The organism is Microcoleus asticus IPMA8 (genome assembly GCF_013179805.1).
Lineage (GTDB): Bacteria > Cyanobacteriota > Cyanobacteriia > Cyanobacteriales > Microcoleaceae > Microcoleus > Microcoleus asticus.
Map to the genome: position 1 here is coordinate 1 of NZ_SRRZ01000091.1, position 24,108 is coordinate 24,108.

A 24,108-nucleotide genomic window follows, 5' to 3' on the forward strand; every position below is an offset into this window, starting at 1 on the left:
TGTATTTCTGTAAAGAATTTTTGCTACCGCTTTTAAGTGGGCTTTTAGCTGTTGTTGGTCTGAGGGTGTCATTTTCTTTACCTCATCTTTATTTGACGATTTTACTAGCTTTTTCATTTTAACTCTTTTTTGACACATTCGCAAAAGTGAGATGCACCCTCCGTAAAGATTGTGTATTAATCAAATAATCGTTCCAATAAGGATTGAGTTCATCCAAAGTATGGGAACCGCTGAATAGCAAAATCCAATTAGCGCGGTGCTGCAAAATGTAGCGCAAAAAGTTCAGGGGCGAGCGACTTCCCGTATCTTTGACTACTTCTTCCAACCGCTCAAACTCGTCCATACAAAGCAAAAATCGCTTTCCGGGCGCAAATTTTTCAATTTGCACAAACCATTTTTGGAGAGCCATAAACGGATCAATCTTTAGCGAGTCTCTGTCAATGGCGGGTAATTGCAAATTGCGGTTGCGCCGCGCCGCTTCCACGATTTCATCAGCGATAAACTCGGCTAAACCCCTCAAGGTTGTTGCCGCGGCTGCACCCTGAAAGTCGATCGACAACGGCACTAATTCTGAGCCAACTTTTTGAGGTAAAAACTTGAGGGCGGAGGTTTTTCCGGTGCGACGGCCTCCATACAGCAACAATACAGGTGGTTGAGAGGAACGAGCCAAAGACTCGATTTCTCGAAATACGTCCAAACGCCCTTTGAAGCGACTGCTAGAATTTTCGGGGTTGAGGGCTGGCCCAGCGACATAAACTTGCGGGATTTCTGCTGAATCTAAAGCTGCTTCCTCTAGAGTTTGTCGGGATGTTTCTAAGATATCCAGCCACCGCTGCACAATGTTGCCAAAGCTAGTTGTTAAATCTGGATTTTTGCCGAAAACCAGACTTTTTCGCAAACGATTGAGTTGAATCAAAGGTCTGGTCAGCATTTCAGATTTAAGGTAGGCAGAACTAGCATTTTCGGCAGCGCGGATATCTTGGCTGATTGCCAAAAATTCAGGTAGTACGGAACCGATTTCGGCTGGCGGTGGTGAGGGTATCCAGGCAAGTTGTTCGGTAATGGCAACAATATCTTCAGAGTTCTGACAGCGGTTGAGGGAATCAATGGCAATTCCCACCATTGCCTTTAATGCTACTTTCTGTTGGTTAGTTGAGTTAATGAGATAATTGATGGTTTGTTGGGCTGCGACTGGGTTTTGCTGATAAGCTTTGACGATAAACGAATCTATCAAAGGTATCGGTAAGTAAATAAGTTGGTCGAAGTACGGTGGCAGGCGCAGCAGCCATTTTGCCTCATCTCCCTCTGGCACGAACTGCCACAGGGCAAACATCCACAGTAATTCTGGAATCCAGAAATAAACCCGCAAAGTGCCGAGAATTATCGCCACACCCAACGCCACACCCAACGCCACACCCAACGCCACACCCAACGCCACACCCAACGCCACTAAATAAAACGGAGATTGAAGTAAAGATTGTAGGGGGATGACTGGTAAAATTGATCGGGTTAGTTCAGGTGCGAATACCAGACCAATAATCATCAAAAAGAAAATACTAATAACAATCCACAGAATTGGTCTCAACCACTTTTGCAAACTGGTATTATCGCCCCTTCCCACCCAGTTTCCCAGGAACCAGCCCATCAAAAAAAGACTGGTTCTAGACCAATAAAATGGTTGGAGTGTCAGCGAATAAATGATGCTAACTAGCAGTACAGCGACTGGATGTACTGCTACTGTCAACCACCAAACTTGTCCCGCATACCGCCGCAACTTAGGATTACCCCTAAACTCCGTCCGTATCCTAAAAGGATTAGTATCAGATTTTAAATCGGGGTGAATTTCCCGCAGCCACTCCGCCAAAGTAAAAGGTTTAAAATAAATCCAGTAGAGAAGGCGAAGGCATTCACCTAGATAATTCCAATTCATATTTATCCTAACCATCACACCACTTGCCTAACACCGGACTCAAACTGCCACACAAAAAATTTTTTAACAAATCAAAAAAGTAATTTTCAGGAACAATACGGGCGACACACATAATCGCCACAATTATCAAACTAAGACCCATTAGCCAAGTAAAAATATCATCCAATTTCAGCCCGAAACGTTTAGTTAAATTGCCAGCCCAAATTGGCACATCCCAGCCTAACCAGCGCAACCACTGGCCCAACTTCTGAGGGCGCTTTGGTCGAGTTTGCAATTGTATAACTGCCCTAACTTGGGATTGAAAATTCTGCTTTGCCCACTTCACACTTTTACGATGTTGTTGCGCTTCCCAGAGATATTTCCCGGCTAATTGCAAAAGCACAGGATGCCCTTGTCCCCACTCCAAAGCTAGGCGCTGATTTGTTTCAGTTAAAGCTGGTATAGCCCCTGCTATTGTTCCTTTAGGCAACTGAACCAATTTTTGAGCTTCGGCTTCTGAAAACTTTTCCAATGACCACACTGAACCGACGTTGAAAAAAGAAGAGGTCAGTTTATATTTTGTGCGGTAGGAATCAAGAGTTTCTAGAGAGGCTAATACCAACATCAGGGCGCTATTGTTGATTAAGGAGTGAAGATTGTCATAAAATCCTTCATCAAATTTTTCGCGATAACTATCCTGAAACAGCGCTTCAAATTTATCTATACATAAGACGGGTAATATTTTCTCTGCCTCACAAAGTCTAATGGCTTTAGCAAAGGTACTGCGCTCCCAATTTGCAGCTTGAAACGCTGTAACTAAACTTGGCTTGGCTTTAATAACTGGCACTTCGCTCAACTTTTGAGCAACTGCTTGATAGAAAGTATTTTCTTCTTGGCATTCACCATCTTGAAATGATAAATAAATGACAGCGTAAGGGCTGGAAGCGTATTGACGATGATTGCGACAATTTTGATAAAAACGCCAAAGTAGGGATGACTTGCCAATTTTATGTGGCCCCACAATATTAATGCTGGTTGGCTGTGGGCCTGTCATCTGAGATTGAATAAATTTTAGTTCGTCTTTGCGCCCCACAAAGCAATCGGGCTTTTTCAGCATAGAGGGTGCAGAAAACGGACAGGGAGATGGCGAAGGGGGAGCCATAGAGTTATTTGACTAGAGGAGAAGCGGACTCGTATATTTATGATACATTATAATGCTGTAAAACATGGCTCAGTCCGCCAGTCCGATAGGGAATTCCCTGTCGGACTGGCGGGCTTTCCGTTTAAGCAGGAGAGGAAATTAAACCTTAAACTTCTCCACAATCCGTCTCATCGCCTCCTCCACATTCTCCCGACTATTAAACGCCGAAATGCGGAAATAGCCCTCACCCGCCGCACCAAAACCAGAACCAGGAGTTCCCACCACATTGCAAGTTTCCAGCAACTTCTGAAAGAAATCCCAACTCGACAAACCGTGAGGCGTTTTCACCCATACATAAGGTGCATTTTCGCCACCAAAAACCTCGATTCCCGCCGCTGTCAATTTCTCGCGAATAATCGCAGCATTTTCCATGTAAAAATTGACTAATGCCTGAATTTGTGCCTTACCAGCCTCAGAATAAACCGCCTCAGCACCGCGCTGCACGATGTAAGAAACTCCGTTAAACTTAGTAGATTGGCGGCGGTTCCACAGCTTCCAAATTTCGACATCGGAACCATCTGCTGCTTTTCCAGTCAAAGTCTTCGGTACAACTGTCAGCGCACAGCGAGTACCCGTAAAACCAGCATTCTTTGAAAAAGAACGAAATTCGATCGCACAATCCCGCGCCCCTTCAATTTCGTAGATAGAATGCGGCAAACTCGGATCCGTAATATAGGCTTCGTAGGCCGCATCGAAGAAAATAATCGAACCGTTAGCTTTAGCATAATTTACCCAACCTTGCAAGTGTTCCTTCGTTGCAGTTGCCCCCGTCGGATTATTCGGGAAACACAAGTAAATTAAATCGACTTTTTTGTCAGTGGGAATTTCCGCAGTAAAATTGTTTCCCGCTGTAATTGGCAGGTAAACTAAGCCGCCGTATTCGCCATTTTCGTTCGCATCTCCCGTGTGCCCAGCCATCACGTTAGTGTCTACATACACCGGATAAACTGGATCGGTAACTGCGATCGTGTTATTGTTGCCAAAGATATCGAGAATATTGCCGCAATCGCATTTAGAACCATCAGAAATAAAGATTTCCGAAGCATCAACATCGCATCCCCGCGACTTGAAATCGTGCTCGGCAATTTTCTCCCGCAGCCACTCATAACCTTGTTCCGGGCCGTATCCTTTAAAGGTATCCCGCGAGCCCATGTCTTCCACCGCCTTTACCATCGCCTCCCGACAAGCAGCCGGTAGCGGTTCAGTCACGTCGCCAATCCCCAGCCGGATGATGGGCGCTTCGGGATTCGCCTCTGCAAAGGCTTTCACCCTGCGCCCAATTTCGGGAAACAGGTAGCCGGCTTTGAGTTTGAGGTAGTTGTCGTTGATAGTTGCCATAGTTCGATCGCTACAAATGTCGTAGAATAGCTTACTCCCAATTGTCTCTCTCAAGCAGCAGCAAGTTCGGCAACCAGCAATGTACGGGATTTAACGGATGTGACGGATAGATGTTCAGGGAAGAGAAAGATTTTCCCGACTCGGACACTCAAACACTCCGCCAATCCGCCATTACAGGCAATCTGCGCAGTTGCTCACCAGCCATTGACCAAAAAATCAAATCAGCTTGTATAATCAGAATAGTATGCAGCGCAGAAACAATTATGGACGAGATCGAGTACGCCAAACTCTATCAAGAACTGGCGGCAATTCTGAATGAGTTTAATTTGGGTTGGGTGGTTCAACAAGTAGCGGATACTGTAGAGATAGGCAAAGTAATTGAAGAGCGATCGCTCAAACGAAAAACACCCCTGCTCAAGATAGAAGATTATACCGCAAAAGAACAACTTTTGCTATTAATTGATGCTGTCGAACAAGCGACGGTTAACACTTCCGAAATGGAAGACGAAATTGCTTATTTCTTGAAAGTAGAATCAGAAACCTCTCCCCTCGGCACAAAAATTACCTTTGCCAATTCAGGTGCCGAAACTGCCAAAACAATCGAGTTTACTTCCAGCGTCACAGCCCCCCGTCACAAACAGGCGATCGCCCTCAAGCACTTGCTGGAAAAACTGCCCTCCGGGCCCAGCAACTACGCCATCAATTCCGAGATTAAAAGCAAATTAAAAAGCTCGATCGATCCTGATTTTAACACAGCGGCAGAACAATCCAGAATTTTTGATACTTACCTCTTCACCATTCTGCTAAAAGCTGTTGCTAATGAAGGCGGTACTATTTATTACAACAATGTTTTAGACGACGAAACACCGAAATATTTAACATTTAGAAAAACAGCGGGAAAAATCCACGGAAGTGCACATCCATACACTCATGCTGTGGTGGAATTTCCCGACAAACCAGCCCTGGAAGTTCACCTAGGAGTAAAAGTCCAAGGTAGAGCCGGAGTTCTGCACAACTGCAACGTGTTAATTTTGTACCAAAAAGAAGCAAATATCTGCCGCTTGCTCAACCGCGAACCCCGGCACTCGCAGGTAATTTTAGCAGTAAAATCCGAACACAGCACCTCGGAACTAAAACTAGAAATGGCTGGTGCTTTTATCGGCTTAGCGTCAGACATTCGCTACGAAGGCGGCAGCTATTTCATTTCTAACAGTTACTCCCAACCCATAGCGAAACTGCTAACTACTGCTCGCAAAAAATGGGAACTCAACATTTTTCCTAGAGCCACAAACGATGTCCACCGACTGATGTACTCGTTTCAAACTATCTTTAAAGACTTTAAGGCCAGAAACTGATTCAGTTAATACCATTTCACAAAAGTCTTGACACATTTTTTGTGTTGGGTTTCCTTACACGGACTTATATCAAATCCGGTAGCATCGTTCTGGTAAAGTCTCCTTCAATCTGCCACCAAATATAAACACAATTTTCGGTTTTTCGGCTCACAGTCAACAGTCAACAGTCAACAGCCAACAGTCAACAGTCAACTTTCCTAGATTTGCCCGGTTAAGTGTATCTGCTAATGTATCTGTTACATGAGCCAAGAAAATAATCTATCATGTTGCGAGCACCAGAACCTTACGAATAATGTTTAAGAAAGATAAATCTTCCCTGCTGTTTACGATCGGAGCCGCCACACTTCTGATCGGTTTAGGCTTTGTCACCTACTACCTCGTCCTCTCCCGTGGCCCCGCCAAAGATTTGCCGGCGGGGGCAACCGTTGTCCCGCAAGATACAATGATGGCGCTATCCATCAGCACCGATGAATCGCAGTGGAATAGACTGCGAGAGTTTGGCACGCCGGAGTCAAAAGCTTCGTTTGAAAGGTTTTTAAGCGAAATGCGCGATCGCCTCCTCACAAGCAACGGCTACGCCTACCAGGAAGACATTCAACCCTGGGTGGGTAACACAGCAATGGTAGCCTTTCTCCGCAACAAAATAGCTATACCAGCCCCCCCGCCAGCACCCAACGCGCCCCCATCTCCGCCAATTCAACAGTCAGTGGCAATTATCCTGCCAATTGCCAACCCGATCAAAGCCAAAGAATTATTAACAAAACCCAGGCCTCTCAGCCAAGGAAAAATAGTTGAGCGTAATTATAAAGGCGTCCAAGTCACAGAAACTCAAGGCGTACCCGATCGCAATTTCTCAGTCGCGGTACTCGGCACAAGCTATCTAGCAGTCACCACAGATTCTAGCGCTACAGACAGAATAATCGACACCTACAAAGGCGAACCTTCCCTAGCAAAAACCCCTGGCTATGCAGACGCCATAGACAAAATAAAAAGTCCGGGCGCCTTCGGTCAAATCTACGTCAATATGCCCGTTGCCGCCGCCTATGCCGCCGCCAACTCAGTTCGCGAAATTTCGCCAGAAAACCTCGAAAAACTGCAACAAAATCAGGGATTTTCCACCACAGCGACGCTGGATGCAGAAGGAATTGCCTTCAAATCAGTCTCTTGGCTAAAACCAGATTCTACCAGAAGGATAGCAGTAGAAAACAATGCTCTAAAAATGGTTAATCGCCTGCCAAGCAATACAATAATGATGGTATCCGGCGGCAACTTGCAGCGTTTGTGGCAAGACTATGTATTGGGAGCCGAGGCAAACCCGGTTTCCCCGATTAATCCCCAAGTTTTGCGCACAGGTTTAAAATCCACTACGGGCCTGGATTTAGATAAAGACTTGATGAACTGGATGGGGGGAGAATTTTCTCTATCATTAATACCAGCCCCCGCACAGAATCCCAAAGACAAATTTGCTGCCGGATTTGTATTTATGGTGGAAACAAACAACCGGGGCGCTGCCGACAAATCCCTGAAACAGCTTGATGAAACGATGAAAACTAAAGGGTTTAGAGTTGAGGAAATTCAAGTCGGCGGCAAACCTGCGACAAAATGGACATCGCCGTTTGGAGGGATTACGGTAACTCGCGGCTGGATGAACGATGTAGCGTTTATGACAGTAGGAGCTCCAGTGGTTGATGCGATCGTTCCGGCACCAAAAAGTCCGCTTTTAAGCAGCGAACTGTTCCAGAAAACAGTACGATCGGAACTTAAACCCCACAACGGCAATTTCTTCATCGACACCGAGAGTGCGTTTAACCCTAAAAACCTAGCTTTGCCGGAGTTTCCTCCCAACCAAAAAATGTGGATAGACGCCACGCGGTCGATCGGCGTTACAGCCGCCGTCATTGGCGATCGTACCACCCGTTACGACGCTTTTGTCGGCCTCAAAAAATCCACCCAATCCACTCCTCCTGCAAATCCTTCACGGAGTCTTGCTTCACCGCGCCCTGCTTCACCGAGCCCTGCTTCACCAAGTCCCTTGCCCACCGTCCAAACTTCTCCCAACTAACTCTTAAATAGTTCAACAAATCCGCCTGGAGAGCCCATTAAACAGCAACAGGGCAACAAATTAAAACCGAAAGGCAGCCGCCAGAAGCAAGAAGTAACAAGCAAGAACAAGACTTACGCATACGCACTAAAGAAACCGGGTTTTTTTATCGTTTCTGTGTGCTGCAACGAATTATTTTCGTTAAAAAACCCGGTTTCTATGCAACCCTGCGTCCAGGAATACCAAAGCAACCGAGTTTTTTAAGCCTTGGACTGCAACTAAGTGTTTTCGTTAAAAAACTCGGTTTCTACGTCCAGGAATGAAGAAGCAATCCACGGTTTCTGACGCACCCTACACTTTCTGTACCCGTTGCGTCCAGGACTTCTTATTTCTTTCATAACCGTAATTGTCGGCAATTGTAGAGCCGGCTTTTTTTGTTTTTTATCAAAGGAAAGGAAAGATTTTTTTCCGGTATTTTTCCCGGTCAGTCCTGGGCGCAAAAACAGATTTTTTTTAACCGCCATACTTCGTTCACACTCTCACTAATATAAAAAAAACTGGTTTCTCGGCGTCGGAGTACGTCTAGGAAAGCCAGTTTTTTTTATATGTCATCGGGAAGATACAGCTTCTAGGCATTGCGAGTTATATTTAGATAGTGGAGAAGATACGCTCGGGGAATTGCAAATGCAGAGGCAAATTTTACAGGGAAATTTTCCTCATTGAGTCGGGAAAGTGAGTCTGGAACGCACTTGCAGTCCGAAACCCGGTAGCTTCATCAATATACAGTCTTTAACTCCAAATCTTCAGAGAAACTAGGTTTATTTACCTAATTTTTGTGTATATATTTTACCCATTAAAAACCTATGGAAACCGCCAAAAATATTCAAATACAGGCTAAATTCCTGTCGAAAAAAAGAATAAGCAAACTGGCACTTTCTCTGCAAATTATCTTAATAAATCTTTACTTTTTGCAAGCAAAAGCCGAAGGTCAAACTATTGTTCCAGCGGCGGAGGGAACGAACACAACAGTCACTAGCGAACCCCAAAGCGGAACTCCTGGGCAGCAAACTCGCTTCGATATTCAAGGCGGGCAATTATCGAGCGATAAAGCAAATCTTTTCCACAGTTTTACAGAATTCGGCTTGTCGCAAAATCAGATTGCCAACTTTATATCAAACCCCAACATTCGCAACATTTTAGCGGGCATAGGCGGCGGTAAACCCTCGATTATTAACGGCTTAATTCAAGTAACCGGCGGCAATTCTAACTTGTTTCTGATGAATCCATCCGGCATCATATTTGGCAACAGTGCCAGCTTAAACGTGCCGGCTTCTTTCACAGCAACCACCGCCACCGCTATTGGATTTGGTTCAAACTCGTTTAACGCTGTCGGTACTAGCGCCTACACATCTCTGACAGGCGCGCCCAGTTCCTTTGCTTTTGGGGCCGATCGAGCAGGAGCAATTATCAGCACGGCAGACTTAGCAGTTAAGTCAGGGCAGAACTTAACCTTGCTAGGCGGCACCGTTGTCAGCACCGGCAGCCTTGCGGCCCCAGGCGGTCAAATTACCGTAGCATCAGTTTCCGGGACAAATTTAGTGCGCGTCAGCCAGCGAGGCAATTTGCTGAGTTTGGAAATCGAGCCGCCCTCGGGGACGAGCAGCACTAGAACATCCAGCGCGACAGATTCAACATTGCCGATCGCATCCTTGCCCGAACTGCTCACAGGCATCGGTGAAACAAACGCTACAGGGATCGGCCTCAATGCCAGCGGTGAAGTGGTACTCACGGCATCTAACCGAGCAGTAGCTGCGGGGGACGTTGCGCTAAAAGATGCAAACGCTCGGGCGATCGAAATTCAAGCAGCCAACACCATTGCAGCCAGCGGAAACCTGACGAGTTCCCAAGGCGGCGCGATCGCCCTAGAAGCTAGCGGCGACATTCGCACTGTCGATCTCGACTCTCACTCGGACACCACCGCAGGCGGCAACATCACCGTCACCAGCCGTACAGGAAAAGTAGAAACAGGCAATATCAACGCAAGGTCGATCGACAAAAACAGCAACGCCGGAGACGTTAGTATTGCAGCACCCTCAAGCAGCATTCAAACAGGGTTCATAGACGCCAACTCCGAAGAAAAACAAGGCGGCGCAGTCACCCTCAACGCCCGCAACGATATCGAAGTAACGCATATCAACACCGAAGGCCGAACAGCCGGAGGAGATATTGACATTACAGCCGGCGGTTATTTCCGAGCAACAGGCACTTTCACAAACTATAACAACTGCTTGTCGCAAGCTTGCAGCATTAGCGCATCCACTACTGGTAGCGCTAATGCTGGAGATATCACCATTCGCCACGGTGGCGAAGCCTCGAACACTCTTTTCAGCGTCGGGCCCGACTATAACAAACTCAACGGTACTGCTGGCAGCATTGCCACTGGGGGTCCAAAGAAGGAAAATGTTATTACACAGGGAGGTTATTTCAGCCCCAGCCCTCAGATAGTACAGCCGACGCAAATTAACATTACGGCTTCTTCAGTATCGCCAGCACCAGCACCAGCACCAGCACCAGCACCAGCACCAGCACCAGCACCAGCACCCGCATCAGCGCCGATATCAAATGTGCCGATCGCACCCACCATTACTCCAAATCCAGCACCGGTATCAAATGTGCCGATCGCACCCACCATTACTCCAAATCCAGCGCCGGTATCAAATGTGCCGATCGCACCCACCATTACTCCAAATCCAGCGCCGGTATCAAATGTGCCGATCGCACCGACAATTACTCCAAATCCAGCACCGGTATCAAATGTGCCGATCGCACCGACAATTACTCAAAATCCAGCGGTTGCGCCTGCTGCTGCGCCAATAAATCTCGCACCGATACCTAAACAGGAGCTCGCAGCCAACCAGCCACCGAGCACAAATCCTTTATTTTCGCCCAGCTTGCAACAGCAAAACCAGATATCTAATTCCTTGCAACAGCGCATTTCACCTCCCGCGTCCCGGAATATTGACGCTTCCAATTTGCCAACTAACGTCGGCGCCGTTATTTTTCCCGTCGAGGAGAGATTTACCAGAGAGTTTGTCGATTACCTAAATTTGCCATCAACAACTGCGATCGCCACCCTAGAAGATGCCCAAAATACCCTTCGGAGTGTCCAACAAGCCACAGGCATCAAACCAGCTCTCATTTATATCAGCTTTGTACCCAATGGTTCTACAGTCGATAAGCCTTACAGCACTTCCTCCATCTTGCGCGTAGAACAGCAAATTCAAGCCTCTGACGAACTGGAAATGATGGTGATCGCGCCCGAAGGTGTGCCCGTTCGCCAGCGCATCCCTGGAACCTCTCGCGCCCAGGTAATGGAAGCTGTTCGGAAATTTCGCGATGAACTGACTAATCCGGTAAAGCGCAATACTAAAAGTTATTTGCCCTTGGCTCAGCAGCTCTACCAGTGGATGGTAGCGCCGCTAGAAGCAGAACTGCAAGCCAAAGGCATTGAGAATTTATCTTTTATCTCAGATATGGGGTTGCGATCGATACCGATGGGCGCCCTGCACGACGGCAAAGGCTTTCTGGTAGAGCGTTACAGTGTTGGATCGATGCCGAGTCTGAGTTTGACAGATAGCAGCCCCGCCAATTTCAAAAATACCCAAGTTCTGGCAATGGGGGCGTCGCAATTTGCAAATATGAGTCCTTTGCCTGCAGTGCAAATAGAAGTATCGACAATCACGCCGCAGCAGTGGCCGGGCAAGTCTTTCTTGAACGAAGCTTTCACCCTGGCCAATTTGAAATCGCAGCGCCAGCAGCAGCCTTTTGGGATGATTCACTTGGCTACTCACGCCGAATTTCGATCTGGAGACCCCAGCCAATCCTTTATTCAGTTGTGGGATACTAAATTGCGTTTGGATCAGTTGCGGCAAATGAATTGGCACAGCCCGCAAGTTGAAATGTTAGTTTTGAGTGCTTGCAAGACTGCTGTGGGCGATAGAGAGGCCGAGTTGGGCTTTGGCGGTTTAGCCGTGCAAGCCGGGGTTAAATCGGCTATGGCTACTCTTTGGTATGTCAGCGACGAGGGCAGTTTGGGGTTGATGACGGAGTTTTACGGGCAGTTAAAAACTGCTCCGATTAAAGCAGAAGCACTGCGGCAAGCGCAATTAGCGATGTTGCGCCAAGAGGTGCGAATTGAAGGGGGGATGCTGCACACTTCTGTTGGCAATCTGCCGCTACCCCCGGAATTGGCAAACACGACGAGTCAGAATTTCTCTCATCCTTATTATTGGTCGGCTTTTAGAATGATTGGCAATCCTTGGTGAGTCGATCGCCCGCGGGCACCTCAACAACCGCCAATCACTCATAATTGCCACAAAAATTCAAAATCCCAAACCCAAAACTGCCCAACCCCAGTACGATCGATCTAGTTAGCAAAAATAAGTAAAAACACTACCGGAGTAATTTTTATGGATCTGGTCGTACTCCAGAACTGGCTGGACAACATCTCCTTTGCCATTTTGTTCTCAACAATGCTCATTTACTGGGTTGGCGCAGCATTCCCCGGCATTCCCTACCTGTCGGCCCTAGGCACTGCAGGAATGGCCGTCGCCAACCTATCCATCGCCGCTTTACTCGGTTCTCGATGGATAGAAGCCGGCTACTTCCCCTTAAGCAATCTCTACGAATCCCTATTTTTCCTAGTTTGGGGAATCACCGCCATCCACCTAGTCGCGGAAAACATGAGCCGTTCCCGCTTAGTAGGAGTAGCCACATCCCCCGTAGCAATGGCAATATCCGCCTTTGCAGCCCTGACTCTGCCCGCAACCATGCAATCAGCAGAACCCCTAGTACCCGCCCTCAAATCAAACTGGCTGATGATGCACGTTAGCGTCATGATGCTCAGTTACTCAACTTTAATGGTAGGAGCGCTACTGGCGATCGCCTTTTTAATCGTCACCCGCGGCCAAAAAATCGAACTCACCGGTAGTTCCTTCGGCACCAACAGCAACCGCAACGGCAGCTACCGCCTCCAACGCCCTCAAAACCCCGAACCTCAAATTGCAGAAACCAGCGCCGACAGCGCATTAGTTTTCAGCGAACCCTCTTTCAACTCCAACAATAACGGTTTGGGCACCACCGCAGTGCTCGAATTAGCAACCGTTCAAACCCCATCAACCGCCCCAACTCAAACCGCAGAACTTCTCTCGCCCCAGCGCTTGAATCTAGCAGAAACTCTTGATAACATTAGCTATCGCATCATCGGTTTAGGATTCCCTTTACTGACAGTTGGCATTATTGCCGGTGCGGTTTGGGCTAACGAAGCTTGGGGCTCGTACTGGAGTTGGGACCCGAAAGAAACTTGGGCGCTGATTACTTGGTTGGTATTTGCTGCCTACCTACACGCCCGCATCACTCGCGGCTGGCAGGGAAGACGCCCAGCAATTTTAGCCGCCACAGGTTTTGTGGTAGTTTGGATTTGCTATCTAGGCGTTAATTTGTTAGGCAAAGGTTTACATTCCTACGGTTGGTTTTTCTAATTCCCGATCCACCAATGGGCCAAAGAAGAACAGGATAAGTCAAAGAATCGGGATTAATATCATCTCCGGTTGTAGGGTGGGCAATTCCCACCTTACTCAACCAGCAAGATTCTAATAATTAACTCCCTCTTCCTTCTTCCCTTTTTGTACTACTCGCTCATCTTCGCCGAAGACCCTTCTTCCTTTTTCTAACTTCGGTCTTCCTGACCTCCGTTACATCCGTTGCATCGCGTACATTGCTCGTTGCCGAACTTCCTTCATTTATTAAACTAAGGACAATTAATATGGACGAATCGAAAATATTTCCCCAAGAAAACGATGTTGTGTCCGCCCCTACCAGCGCTTTGATGTATCAATGTACATTCAAAGTGAGCGAATTTATGGCAATTATGCAGTCAAAATTGGTAGACGAAAAATTATTTTCAGACGGCTTGGATTGCGAGCTATTAAGTGCTGGCAAAGACTGGACTAAAGGAAAACTTAGAATGCGTCTGGAGTTCATTCCGCTCGAACCTGAAATCAAAGAGCAAAAAGCCCTTCCTGCCGCTGCCGAAAGATCGGACACCGTGCAAAGCTATGCCGTAGATAGCTCAAATCAAACCGATATAGATGAGCCATTAAATCAATGTGACTCAACAGAAATAAGTAATCATTTTCCTATTTCTAGGTATCCAGACCGCGACCCCCAAAGTCTAGGAATGTGGAGCTAGGAAGACAAAGAGTGGGAGATAGGGAGAGGGGGATGCTCGCCCTTCTTTCCTCAAAATCCATCAGTTAAATTCCTTATACTCCTTGTTTCCGAACTTCCTTCTTCTTGCTTGATTGAAAAACTGCTCTCATGGCCGAATCTTCCAATTGGACGCACCTGCACGCTCAACTGCACCGGACGCTGTTGCAGCGACAAATATTGCCATCAAATCAGCCATTGTTAGTAGCAGTATCCGGCGGACAAGATTCTCTGTGTTTAATTAAATTACTGCTAGATTTGCAGTCAAAATGGGGATGGAACCTAGGGATTGCTCACTGCGATCACCGTTGGCGTTCTGACTCGGAAGCCTCGGCCAATCATGTAGAACAATTAGCTCAAAACTGGGGAATATCCTACTATTTGGAAACATCCTCGGACATCCCCAAAACTGAAGCAGCCGCCAGACTGTGGCGATATCAAGCTTTAACCGAAATTGCGATCGCCCACAACTATCCCTACATTGTTACAGGCCACACAGCCAGCGATCGCGCCGAAACACTCCTCTACAACCTGATTCGCGGCAGCGGCGCCGACGGACTTTCTGCCCTCACCTGGACGAGGCCCCTGCTCGATTTTCGATTGCCGATTGCCGATTTTAGATTGGGGAATTCCGGCGAAAATCCCAACTCCCAAATATCGGCCGATTTTAGATTGGAAAATCAGGATGAAAATTCCCAATCGAAAATCCAAAATCTCAAATCTCAAATCTATTTAGTTCGTCCCTTGCTGGAAATAACTCGATCGCAAACGGGTCAATTCTGTCAAGATCAAAAACTACCAATTTGGGAAGATTCCACAAATCAAGACTTGCAATATACCCGCAACCGCATTCGATCGGAATTATTGCCTTATTTGGAAACTCATTTCAACCCAAAAGCCCAACAAGCGCTAGCTCAAACAGCCGAACTCCTCCGCGCCGACGTAGAATATCTCGAACTTGCAGCCAGCGACTTGCGGCAGCGAGCAATGTCTCCAATTGCAGACAATCCGCAGGTGAATTTTCAACTTCCCGTCAAGTTAAATCGCCCGATTTTGCGCGAAGCACCCCTAGCATTGCAGCGACGGGCAATGCGGCAACTACTTCAACAAATATTGCCCTCAGCACCCAGCTTTGAAAGCGTAGAAAAACTAACCAGCTTAATCGTAGCGCCCAACCGATCGCAAACCGATCCATTTCCTGGAGGAGCGATCGGTCGAGTCGAACACCCTTCGATAATTTTAGATATTAAATTTTAAGCTGTTATCAAACCCGAAAGGACTTGCCGCAAATCAGAAACTACCCGATCTTGCTCCTCTCCAGTCTGCTGCACGCGATCGAGTTCCCCCCCCACCGCTTCCAGCTTTTGGCGCAGCCCCTTCAAATTGTCCTGCACCGGTTGCAACATTTCTTGATAAACATTCACCCGGCCCCAGAGTTCAGCCACTGCACCTTTCTGGTTGAACAAATTCTGCTCTAACTGCTTGAGTTCGTAGCGTTTCGCCTCACTTTCCCCATTTTGGCGGTTTACATTTGCCTCAATTTGGGATATGGCTTCCCGCACTTGCTGAATTTCGTTTTCCAGTCTTTGCAATTCTTGGCTTTGCTGCTGCCGCTGAGTATTGAGCTGTGCGACGACCGGCCCCAAATCAATATCTCCTCGCTCTTGTTTTGGAGCATTAGCAGTACCAAGCCGCCGCCACAGCACCGCCTGATGCTGCTTCAAAACATCTTCGCGTTCCTGCAACCGGAGGCGCTGTCCCACCAGAGTTTCGTTCAACATCTGATAACTTTCAAGTTCATCTGCCATTTCATTTTCCAAAGCCATGCGATCGTACTCGCTAGCAGCTTGAATTTTCCCTTGCAGCTCCTCGATTGTCTCCCGCTGCAGAGTCAACTCCTCCTCTTGATCGTTAACAAAGCGGAACACCTTTTCCAAATCCTGTTGCAGGTGTTGCACCAGCCCCTGCAACTCCTCAACCGGCATCTTCTCCAGGGCTGACACATCTACTCTCTGCTCAGTACCCGCACCACCCGAAGCAGATGCGAGCCTGGAAAGTTGCTGGTACAGATCCTCAACAGCGCGCACCTGCAAAGACACCGACTGAGCCTGCTCCTGCTTAGCGCTGAGGGTACTTTGCTGCCCTTTAAGATCCGCCCGAGCTTGCGCCAAAGCATCTTGAGATTGGTACCACTCCTGCCAGCGGCTTTGGAGGCTCTGATTTTGTCGATCGACCTCTTCTTGCTGCTGTTGAGCGTTTGCCCGTTTTTGCTCCAACTGCTGCCAGTGCTGATCCAGAATTGCCTGCTGAGCCCCCACCGCACCAAAAGACTGATTCAGTTGTTCCCGCACCCCTTGGGCCGAAGCAATTGCCCCTCCCAGCTTCTTCATCAACTCCTGAATCCTCTGGGTCTGCTGCTCATCAACCACCGCCCCCTGCGGAACCTGAGACTGCTGGGCCACCCGCTGCTGCTCGCCCCGCAACTGTTCCCAAGCGGTCTCAATTTCCACGCGGCTGCGATCGACCTCTTCTCGCAGTCGGTTAGCTTCATCTCGAGTATTTTCAATTTCCGAGCGCTGAGCCTCTAGTCGCTCCAACTCATCTTCCATTTGAGCCAACTGCTCTTCGCGGGCTTGCATTTCCATTTCCCGGCGATTGAGTTCCTGACTCGAAAACGTCAGAGAAGCCTTCCACTGTTCAATTTCCTCTTCCTTATCCTTAAACTTATCCTGCAAGCGCGAGAAATTTTGCAGAATGCTCACCAACTGGCGGGCCGCCTCCTGAATCCGCTGCACTTGCTTGCTAGCGCTCAACTCCACCAGCACCAGCGTGCCGTCGTTAAACTTATTAGCTTCCTCAACTGGGATCGCGTCATCGCCTGGTACGGCGCTCCAATTGTGTTCGCCCCGCTGACAAGCTAGCAGTTTCAGTTCAGCCTTACCGCCACCGAGACCAAAGCCGCTTCTCTGTTTTTGTACTTCCGCTAGATACAGCACACTAATAGTCCTCTGCTTCGTAAAACCTATCCCAACTTACTTTAAGTTACTTAAAGGCCTAAAAGATAAGTGGTGTTTACTTCCTACGCTGTTGGGTAGACGGCTAATCCCAAGATAAGTAGGCTATCCCCCTTAAGCCAAAGGTTCTCAACTAAAGATAACACTGCGTGCGATCTGTAGTCAACTTACCTAAAGTAAATAAGTATAGGCAAGTAAGGATAACTTTTTGCCACTTAAGTCTTACTCTTTGGTGTCCTTTGCCGAATCCGGGGATAGCATTTTTTCCTAACTATAGCAGCACTCACGCATAGCACTGCTTCACGGGAGAGCGTCCATAAAGCACGGCCGCCGCCTGCTTTCTGGACGAATGAGACAGCAGAATCAATGCCGCTTGATTAAAGACTAGCAAAACTGCGGGGACTACCATAGCCTAAAGCTGAAAAAGGTCAGTCCGTCAAAAACTTTCTATTGATTGTACCAGGCTTTAGTTGTGGATCGAGCGTGAAAAAAGCCCTCGCTGCCTCCAAGCGATCGCCATCCTCCGGCGGACTAGGGATTTGAACCGCGCTGCCTTAGAATAGGGTAATGACGCGAGCCTATGACGCGAGCCGCGGGCGAGCAAAAAGGTCGATCGGCAGTGAGGGTTTTCCTGACAATTGCCAACAAAGGTTCATTTTGACTGCACCTGATTTTAGGGCTGTGGCAAAGCCAAAAAAAACCTTGAGCGCAACTCATCCAGCCCAACAGACTAGCCTCAAGTTCCCCTTGGGGATCGATCGGCACTTGCTGCTGGTAGCAGCGGTAAAACCAGAGAATCCTCGGTATTTTGAAGTTGACCTACGCAAAGATGCGTTGGATAAACTGACGGCATACTCAGCCAAAAACTTCAAAACTTTGGCGGCCGAAGACTTGAAGCAGTCGGGAATGCCAGCGTTGCACAGTCGAAGTGCCCGTGCAATTGTGCGATGTGGATTCTACGAGTTTAGGCAACAGTGGGAATACAAGGTGAAACTCTACACTTAGAGAATGCCGCGAGTTTCGCGGTTTCAGCTTGTGGACTGGTAGCGCGGCCGACTTAGGCAGCAAGTATCGCCCTTTCGTCAATTCCCAATTGTGAGATGGGCATAAGTGCGTAAATTATTGACGGAAACTAAAGTCAATCTTTGCGCCTGCACACAGTCTTTCCGAGCTCAGACGCCAACGGTTTTAAGGAGGACACTTTAGCTGCATGCAGGGAAATTTGAGTGAAATTGACATCCGCAGCATCCTGCAATTGATTGAGTTAGGTCAGCGAACCGGAGAACTGTTCGTAGAGGCCTACACCTCCACCAGCAGCAGCACGGGTACTCAACCTACCCTGCGCTCCCTTGCAGGACAATCCTGGTATGTCTTCTGCTTCAACGGTCAGATTATTTACGCTACCCAGAGTGCGGGCAGTTTGTTTCGCTTGCGCGACTACCTGCGCCGCTACAAAGCAGATACCGCCCTCGACAAAATCCAAGTTCCCTATATGGCATCTACCAATGCCCCAGAATACGGCTACCTGTGGGCCCTGCTAGAAAACCACATCCTTACCCCAGCTCAAGGGCGCAACATCATCCACAGCATGATCCACGAAACCCTTTTTGACTTGCTCAGCCTCCACCAGGGTTCCTTCACTTTTGAAATGGGCCCAGCTTTGGCTCCTCAACTGACCAGCTTAGAAATTAGCTCGCTGCTGGCCAAGATTGTCAAACAGGTGCAGCAGTGGAAGCAGTTTCACCCTCACATTCAGTCGCCCAACCAATGCCCGGTGATTTCAGATCCCTCCGAACTGCGAGTAGCGCTGCCTGTCAATACCTTTAATACTCTCAGACGTTGGGCCGACGGCCACACTTCGATCCGCCAAATGGCGCGCTACCTCAACCGAGACGTGCTGACTGTCGCTAAGGCGATTTACCCCTTCGTGCAGCAGGGATTGGTGCAAGTATTTTACGAGTCCTCTGTAGCCCCGGCCAACAACAAAAAAGAATGGTCGTCCCCAGAAACCAAGCCTCCTAGAGTTGTCTGCATTGACGACGACAAGATTATTCGCAAAACAGTCGAGTCAATTTTAAATGAACACGGTTACGAAGCTACGGCGATCGGCAATCCCCTTCAAGCCCTGAGTTTGGTTTTTCAACTCAAACCCGATTTAATTCTGTGTGACATCGCCATGCCAGAACTCGACGGCTACGAAATTTGCGCTATGCTGCGCAATTCTAGCGCTTTCCGGCAGACCCCGATCGTTATGCTGACGGGCATCGACGGATTTATTGACCGCGTTAAAGCTCGCATGGCCGGAGCGACAGACTTTTACACCAAACCTTTTGGCGAAAGCGAGTTATTGATGCTGGTAGAAAAATATGTGGGTCCAGGCTACCCTCTGGCCAATATATCGGAAAGATTATTAGACCGCTCGCTAGAAGACGAATTAGAAGAAAAATAAATTTCGCATCGGTCGCATTGTGGGAGCTTTCTTGTACCTGCGCTTACATCGAGTCTCGACCGCCACAAACAGAAAGCTCGCGGGCGGGCACTATTGGCGAGCGCAGCATAAACTAGAATGTGTAAGTCCGCGCGCTGGCATGAGGGCGTCGGTAAAACTCTGTTCAATTTCTCCACCCAAGTGGGTCTAACACGCTCAAAGTGCAAATATAATATACTTGTTCTCCACTTGCAGCAGCTCCGAAAAACCGATGCGCAGAGCTACTAATTGCTAGGTATTTCTGTACAAAGTCGGAGAGTGCATTCTCAGTCTTAACTGACTCAGTTCATGATTGTCGCGACACCAGCCATGTCAACAACCCGTCGCTAATCCGAGTACCGGTTTAGCATTCATCGCAGAAATTACCCAGAGTTTTACCAATTTAGACGGCGGTGGGAGTACAAAGTGAAGCTTTAGGGGTTCCAAATTAATTGTTCGCAGTCGATTTGAGCTAATTTGTCAGCAAAGGTCGCGTGAATTATTGATTGCAGTCAATTATGAACGGAGCAAATCTCTTGCCAAGCACCTCCGGCAGTCGCGCCATTCACCCCTTGGCTGTGTCAAGCTTGGCTGTGTCAAGTTTTGATCGTCGAAGTTTCGATCGGGTTCTTCTTGGCGGGAAACGTCAACAATTTGCTAGAAAGCAGGTGTCAGAATGATGATTAGCGGCAGCCCAGACTTTATATTACCAGGACTAGGCGTAGATCCGGCTCCGGAATTCCAAGAACTAGAAACTCCCGAAGGCGAGCTGCACCTGCGGTTCTATGTTCCTTCGGGGAACGAGTTCGCACTGCCGGCGACAGGGATTAGAGAGGTACTAGCCCCGTCCCCAGACCGCATGACACCGATCCCCAACGTTTCCTCTTTGCTTTTAGGTACCCTAAATATGAGAGGACGAGTGATTTGGGTGGCAGACCTCGGCCAATTTCTGGGAGACCAAACACCTCTGAACACAGACAGACCGGAAATCCCGATCGTGGCTGTGGAAGACCAAGACACGATTTTGGGGCTGGCAGTCGATCGAATTGTGGGGATGGACTGGCTCGACGTAGAGCAACTGCACTCTCAGAACAATGCACCAGACGGCATGATTCCATTTCTGAGGGGAGAATGGATGTTAGGTGCACCAGCTCAGAAAGTGCTCCGACTGCTAGATCAAGTGAAAATTCTGCGCTCGGCGCGGTGGGCAGCGTGAAATCGATTTTAGATTTGCGATTTGCGATTTTCGATTGAGGTCTAACCATCAACAGTCACACGACTTGAGGCGCGCATCTAAACATTCAATTCAAGATAAAAATCTAAAATCTCAAATCTAAAATCTAAAATCAAAAGAGGGCGGCAAATGGCAACAAGTACCAACTTTCAGCAGGACTACCAACGGGCAGAAGCGGCCTACATGGATGGCAATTATTCAGAAGCCGCAGCCCTAGTTTATCAATTAGTAGAAGATTTTCCCGAAGACCCCAGCGCTCGCCTGCTGTGCGGACACATTTACTGCTACGGACTGCAACAGTATGAGGTGGCGCGGGAACAGTATACGGTTGTGCTAGGCCTGAGTGACGATCAGACTTTGGTCGAACACGCTCACAGCGGAATTACTTACACAGACCAATTTTTATCCGGAGAACTGCAACCGGAAAATGTCGAGGCTTTGTCTGCTGAAACAGAATTGGAATTCTACCCAGACTTATCTCTCGATGAAGGGTTAGAAGACCCGGATTTGGGACTTTTCCAAGGAAATTCCCCATCCCTTTCCTATAGAAGTCCATCGCCAGACGACATGGAAAACGAGGACTTGGCAGACTTGGGCATGAGCGGCTTGGAGTGGGAAGCAGACGACGACGATCGCGCCGACCCTGTTCCAGATTTAAGCTCACATTCTAACCCTTTTTCTAGCGACAGTGCCGGGATGGCAGCTTATGCTGAGACTCCCGACTCGCTAGACATCGACGACTTTGAAGACTCGGACTTTGGAGACCCTTTTGCCTTAGATGACGGAGGGTTTGATGCTGCTGACGTGTCTAGCAGCAAAGTGTCTGGGAAACAGGCACCTTACTCAGGAGATTCGTTTTCAGAAGCTCCGACTCAGATGCTCAACGGTCAAAGTTTTGCCTCTTCAGACATCGGGAATTCCTTCGACTCGAACCAAGTAGACTCCCCCATCGGGCCCTCCGACAATTTTGGCGAACCTTTTGCTGGGTTCGATTTGCCAGACGAACTCGACGGGAACTCCGACTACGACTACCAAGCCCCGCCCCAGAGCCGCCAAAATCACGCTCATAGCGCAGATCCCGCAGAAGAGGAAGACCCCTTTGCCGAGGCGATGCCCTCGTCGGGTTTCGGGTCTTCTCGACCTCAAAACAAGCAGTCGAATACCGGCGGGTCGGACTACTCGTCAAACTATTCGCTGGCTGAAGACGAAACGCTGTTGATGGGAGGTGCTGTCCCCAACTCTCAAAGTCAAAGGTCGAGCCGGGAAAAATTTAATTCGGTCGATCGATCCTCCGCCAACAACAACGGTTACGGCGACTCGGAACCCCCGGCATTTGGTTCTATAGACAGCTTCGAGTTAGATGCTTTTGATGACGATGCTTTTAGCGATTCTTTCTCTTTCGACGACAACGAACAAGCGACAGCTTTCGGGGCGACCGAGAAGAACAGCAGCGGCTGGTCGTCAAAAGCTGCGAACTCTCAACAACACAGCGACTTTTTAGACGAATTTGACGAGTTTGACGATTTGGGCAATTTGCCGGACTTTGACATCTCAGAAGATGCCACCAGTTCGATGCTGACTAGAGGTAATACCAATTTCGGTAACTCGACCAGCGGCATGATGGGAACGACAGGCAGCGGCCTGGACTTTGACAACAGCGATGGCTCAGCAATTCGGGATGACGAGATATTTAGCATAAACGGCCCGGCTGATTCGTCAGTGCCGAGTTTTGCTCCCACAGAAACAGAAGCGGTCGATACTTCGGTGACGGTAGAACAGGGGGGACTGGCTTTCTTGGAAAATGCCCCTTTGTTTACAAAACAGTTGTACACGGCAATCGGGGCAGGGCTGGTTTCTCTGGTAGCTGTGGCTTTCGTCACCAACATTGCCTCCTATCAAGCTCTGCGGCAAGACAAACCGGAGGCGATCGTTTACCTGCGCCAAACAGGCTGGGTAATGACCGCAGCAGCAGGCTTTACGAGCTTTTTAACTTCTTGGGGGATCGGCCAGTTGATCGCCAAGCAGGTGCGCAAGTCCTCGGACAATTTGCAAGCTCAGTTCGATGCCGTATCTCAAGGAACTTTGGACGCTCGCGCTACGGTTTACTCGGAAGATGAATTTGGCAAAATGGCTGCTAAATTCAACCACATGGCGAAGGTCATCCAAACCACGATCAGCGATACCAGGCGCAAGTCTGACGAGCAGGAACAGGCAAAAGAAGACTTGCAGCGCCAAGTGATTCGCTTGCTAGACGACGTGGAAGGAGCGGCTCGGGGTGACTTGACTGTGACTGCGGAAGTGACTGCAGACGTTTTGGGTGCTGTTGCTGACTCGTTTAACTTGACTATTCAAAATCTGCGCGAAATCGTCCATCAGGTGAAGCAGGCGGCGAGGGAGGTCAGCAAAGGCGCTACGGATAGTGCTAAGTTTGCGGGCGATTTGTCTTCCGACGCGCTGCGGCAAGCTGAGGAACTGGCGGCAACGCTGAATTCGGTGCAAGTCCTCACCGACGCGATTCAGCGGGTCGCAGAGAGCGCTAGAGAGGCGGAAGAAGTGGCCAGGGGCGCGGCGGCAACGGCTCTGAAAGGGGGCGAGGCTGTGGAGCGGACGGTGGCCGGGATTTTAGAAATTCGAGAAACAGTAGCAGAAACCACTAGAAAAGTCAAGCGGTTGGCGGAAGCTTCTCAAGAAATTTCTAAGATTGTGGCTTTAATTGCGACGATCGCCTCCCGGACGAATTTGTTGGCCCTCAACGCCAGTATTGAGGCGGCGAGAGCTGGGGAAGCGGGCAGGGGTTTTGCGATCGTGGCAGACGAGGTGCGACAATTGGCAGACCGATCGGCTAAGTCTTTGAAAGAAATCGAACAGATCGTGATGCAGATTCAAAGCGAAACCGGCGCGGTAATGACGGCGATGGAAGAAGGGACGCAGCAGGTTATTGAGGGAACAAGATTGGCAGAACAGGCGAAGCGATCGCTTGAAGATATCATTCAAGTAACTAACCGAATTGACGTGTTAGTGCGATCGATTACTGCCGACACTGTAGAGCAAAACGAAACAGCTCGCGCGGTAGCTTCTGTGATGCAAGCTGTCGAGCTGACAGCTCAGGAAACATCCCAAGAAGCGCAGCGAGTTTCCGGTGCTTTGCAAAACTTGGTAGGCGTTGCTCGCGACCTTTTGACATCGGTGGAAAGATTCCGAGTAGAAACCGCAGAAAGACAATAATTAAGTGTCTAATGCTTTTTTATCGGCTGATTTACCAGCACATTGGTGGGGCAATGA

At 48.6% G+C, this 24,108-nt stretch carries 16 protein-coding genes; 10 read left to right on the forward strand and 6 right to left on the reverse strand.

The features are described 5' to 3' along the window. Nucleotides 1–118 precede the first annotated feature (118 nt). The 3 genes from E5S67_RS21880 to E5S67_RS21890 all read right to left on the reverse strand — a co-directional run bounded on the left by E5S67_RS21880 (nt 119) and on the right by E5S67_RS21890 (nt 4,448). On the reverse strand, nt 119–1,930 hold the full coding sequence (locus tag E5S67_RS21880) for an ATP-binding protein (protein WP_172190484.1): 1,812 nt from the start codon (nt 1,928–1,930) through the stop codon (nt 119–121). Nucleotides 1,931–1,937: 7 nt separating this feature from the next. After that, nucleotides 1,938–3,071 carry an AAA-like domain-containing protein gene (locus E5S67_RS21885; RefSeq protein ID WP_172190485.1) on the reverse strand — a complete coding sequence of 378 codons (1,134 nt, stop codon included), beginning with the start codon at nt 3,069–3,071 and terminating at the stop codon, nt 1,938–1,940. Nucleotides 3,072–3,209: 138 nt separating this feature from the next. Next, complete coding sequence (locus E5S67_RS21890) at nt 3,210–4,448, reverse strand: LL-diaminopimelate aminotransferase (protein ID WP_172190486.1); 1,239 nt, start codon at nt 4,446–4,448, stop codon at nt 3,210–3,212. A gap of 263 nt (nt 4,449–4,711) precedes the next feature. On the opposite strand from E5S67_RS21890, the gene E5S67_RS21895 reads away from it, so the two are divergent. Together E5S67_RS21895 and E5S67_RS21900 are read left to right on the forward strand one after the other, a co-directional pair. Beyond that, nucleotides 4,712–5,803 carry a hypothetical protein gene (locus E5S67_RS21895; RefSeq protein ID WP_172190487.1) on the forward strand — a complete coding sequence of 364 codons (1,092 nt, stop codon included), beginning with the start codon at nt 4,712–4,714 and terminating at the stop codon, nt 5,801–5,803. Nucleotides 5,804–6,095: 292 nt separating this feature from the next. Beyond that, complete coding sequence (locus E5S67_RS21900) at nt 6,096–7,865, forward strand: DUF3352 domain-containing protein (RefSeq protein WP_172190488.1); 1,770 nt, start codon at nt 6,096–6,098, stop codon at nt 7,863–7,865. Nucleotides 7,866–8,122: 257 nt separating this feature from the next. On the opposite strand, the gene E5S67_RS21905 is transcribed toward E5S67_RS21900, so the two are convergent. Next, nucleotides 8,123–8,368, reverse strand: coding sequence for a hypothetical protein (locus E5S67_RS21905; protein WP_172190489.1), 246 nt, complete (start codon nt 8,366–8,368; stop codon nt 8,123–8,125). Between the two features lie 339 nt (nt 8,369–8,707). Between E5S67_RS21905 and E5S67_RS34095 the strand changes: the two genes are divergently transcribed. The 4 genes from E5S67_RS34095 to tilS all read left to right on the forward strand — a co-directional run bounded on the left by E5S67_RS34095 (nt 8,708) and on the right by tilS (nt 15,368). Continuing rightward, complete coding sequence (locus E5S67_RS34095) at nt 8,708–12,169, forward strand: CHAT domain-containing protein (RefSeq protein ID WP_172190490.1); 3,462 nt, start codon at nt 8,708–8,710, stop codon at nt 12,167–12,169. 144 nt (nt 12,170–12,313) lie between these two features. Beyond that, nucleotides 12,314–13,384 carry a c-type cytochrome biogenesis protein CcsB gene (gene ccsB / locus E5S67_RS21915; RefSeq protein ID WP_172190491.1) on the forward strand — a complete coding sequence of 357 codons (1,071 nt, stop codon included), beginning with the start codon at nt 12,314–12,316 and terminating at the stop codon, nt 13,382–13,384. Between the two features lie 284 nt (nt 13,385–13,668). After that, the gene (locus E5S67_RS21920; RefSeq protein ID WP_172190492.1) at nt 13,669–14,094 is read left to right on the forward strand and encodes a KGK domain-containing protein; all 426 of its coding nucleotides are present in this window, start codon (nt 13,669–13,671) and stop codon (nt 14,092–14,094) included. Nucleotides 14,095–14,222: 128 nt separating this feature from the next. Further along, nucleotides 14,223–15,368 (forward strand): tRNA lysidine(34) synthetase TilS, encoded by a 1,146-nt coding sequence (tilS, locus tag E5S67_RS21925; RefSeq protein ID WP_172190493.1) that lies wholly within the window; start codon nt 14,223–14,225, stop codon nt 15,366–15,368. On the opposite strand, the gene hmpF is transcribed toward tilS, so the two are convergent. After that, complete coding sequence (gene hmpF, locus E5S67_RS21930) at nt 15,365–17,107, reverse strand: pilus motility taxis protein HmpF (RefSeq protein WP_172190494.1); 1,743 nt, start codon at nt 17,105–17,107, stop codon at nt 15,365–15,367. The genes tilS and hmpF overlap by 4 nt on opposite strands. A gap of 301 nt (nt 17,108–17,408) precedes the next feature. After that, nucleotides 17,409–17,534, reverse strand: coding sequence for a hypothetical protein (locus E5S67_RS34100; RefSeq protein WP_281363561.1), 126 nt, complete (start codon nt 17,532–17,534; stop codon nt 17,409–17,411). Nucleotides 17,535–17,692: 158 nt separating this feature from the next. Here E5S67_RS34100 and E5S67_RS21935 point away from each other — a divergent pair, with 158 nt between their 5' ends. The 4 genes from E5S67_RS21935 to E5S67_RS21950 all read left to right on the forward strand — a co-directional run bounded on the left by E5S67_RS21935 (nt 17,693) and on the right by E5S67_RS21950 (nt 24,051). Next, nucleotides 17,693–18,130, forward strand: a complete 438-nt coding sequence (locus E5S67_RS21935) for a hypothetical protein (RefSeq protein WP_172190495.1) — start codon at nt 17,693–17,695, stop codon at nt 18,128–18,130. A gap of 205 nt (nt 18,131–18,335) precedes the next feature. Continuing rightward, nucleotides 18,336–19,574 carry a response regulator gene (locus E5S67_RS21940; RefSeq protein WP_172190496.1) on the forward strand — a complete coding sequence of 413 codons (1,239 nt, stop codon included), beginning with the start codon at nt 18,336–18,338 and terminating at the stop codon, nt 19,572–19,574. A gap of 700 nt (nt 19,575–20,274) precedes the next feature. Then, on the forward strand, nt 20,275–20,808 hold the full coding sequence (locus E5S67_RS21945) for a chemotaxis protein CheW (RefSeq protein WP_172190500.1): 534 nt from the start codon (nt 20,275–20,277) through the stop codon (nt 20,806–20,808). Between the two features lie 147 nt (nt 20,809–20,955). Further along, nucleotides 20,956–24,051, forward strand: a complete 3,096-nt coding sequence (locus E5S67_RS21950) for a methyl-accepting chemotaxis protein (protein WP_172190497.1) — start codon at nt 20,956–20,958, stop codon at nt 24,049–24,051. The last annotated feature ends 57 nt before the right edge of the window (nt 24,052–24,108 follow it).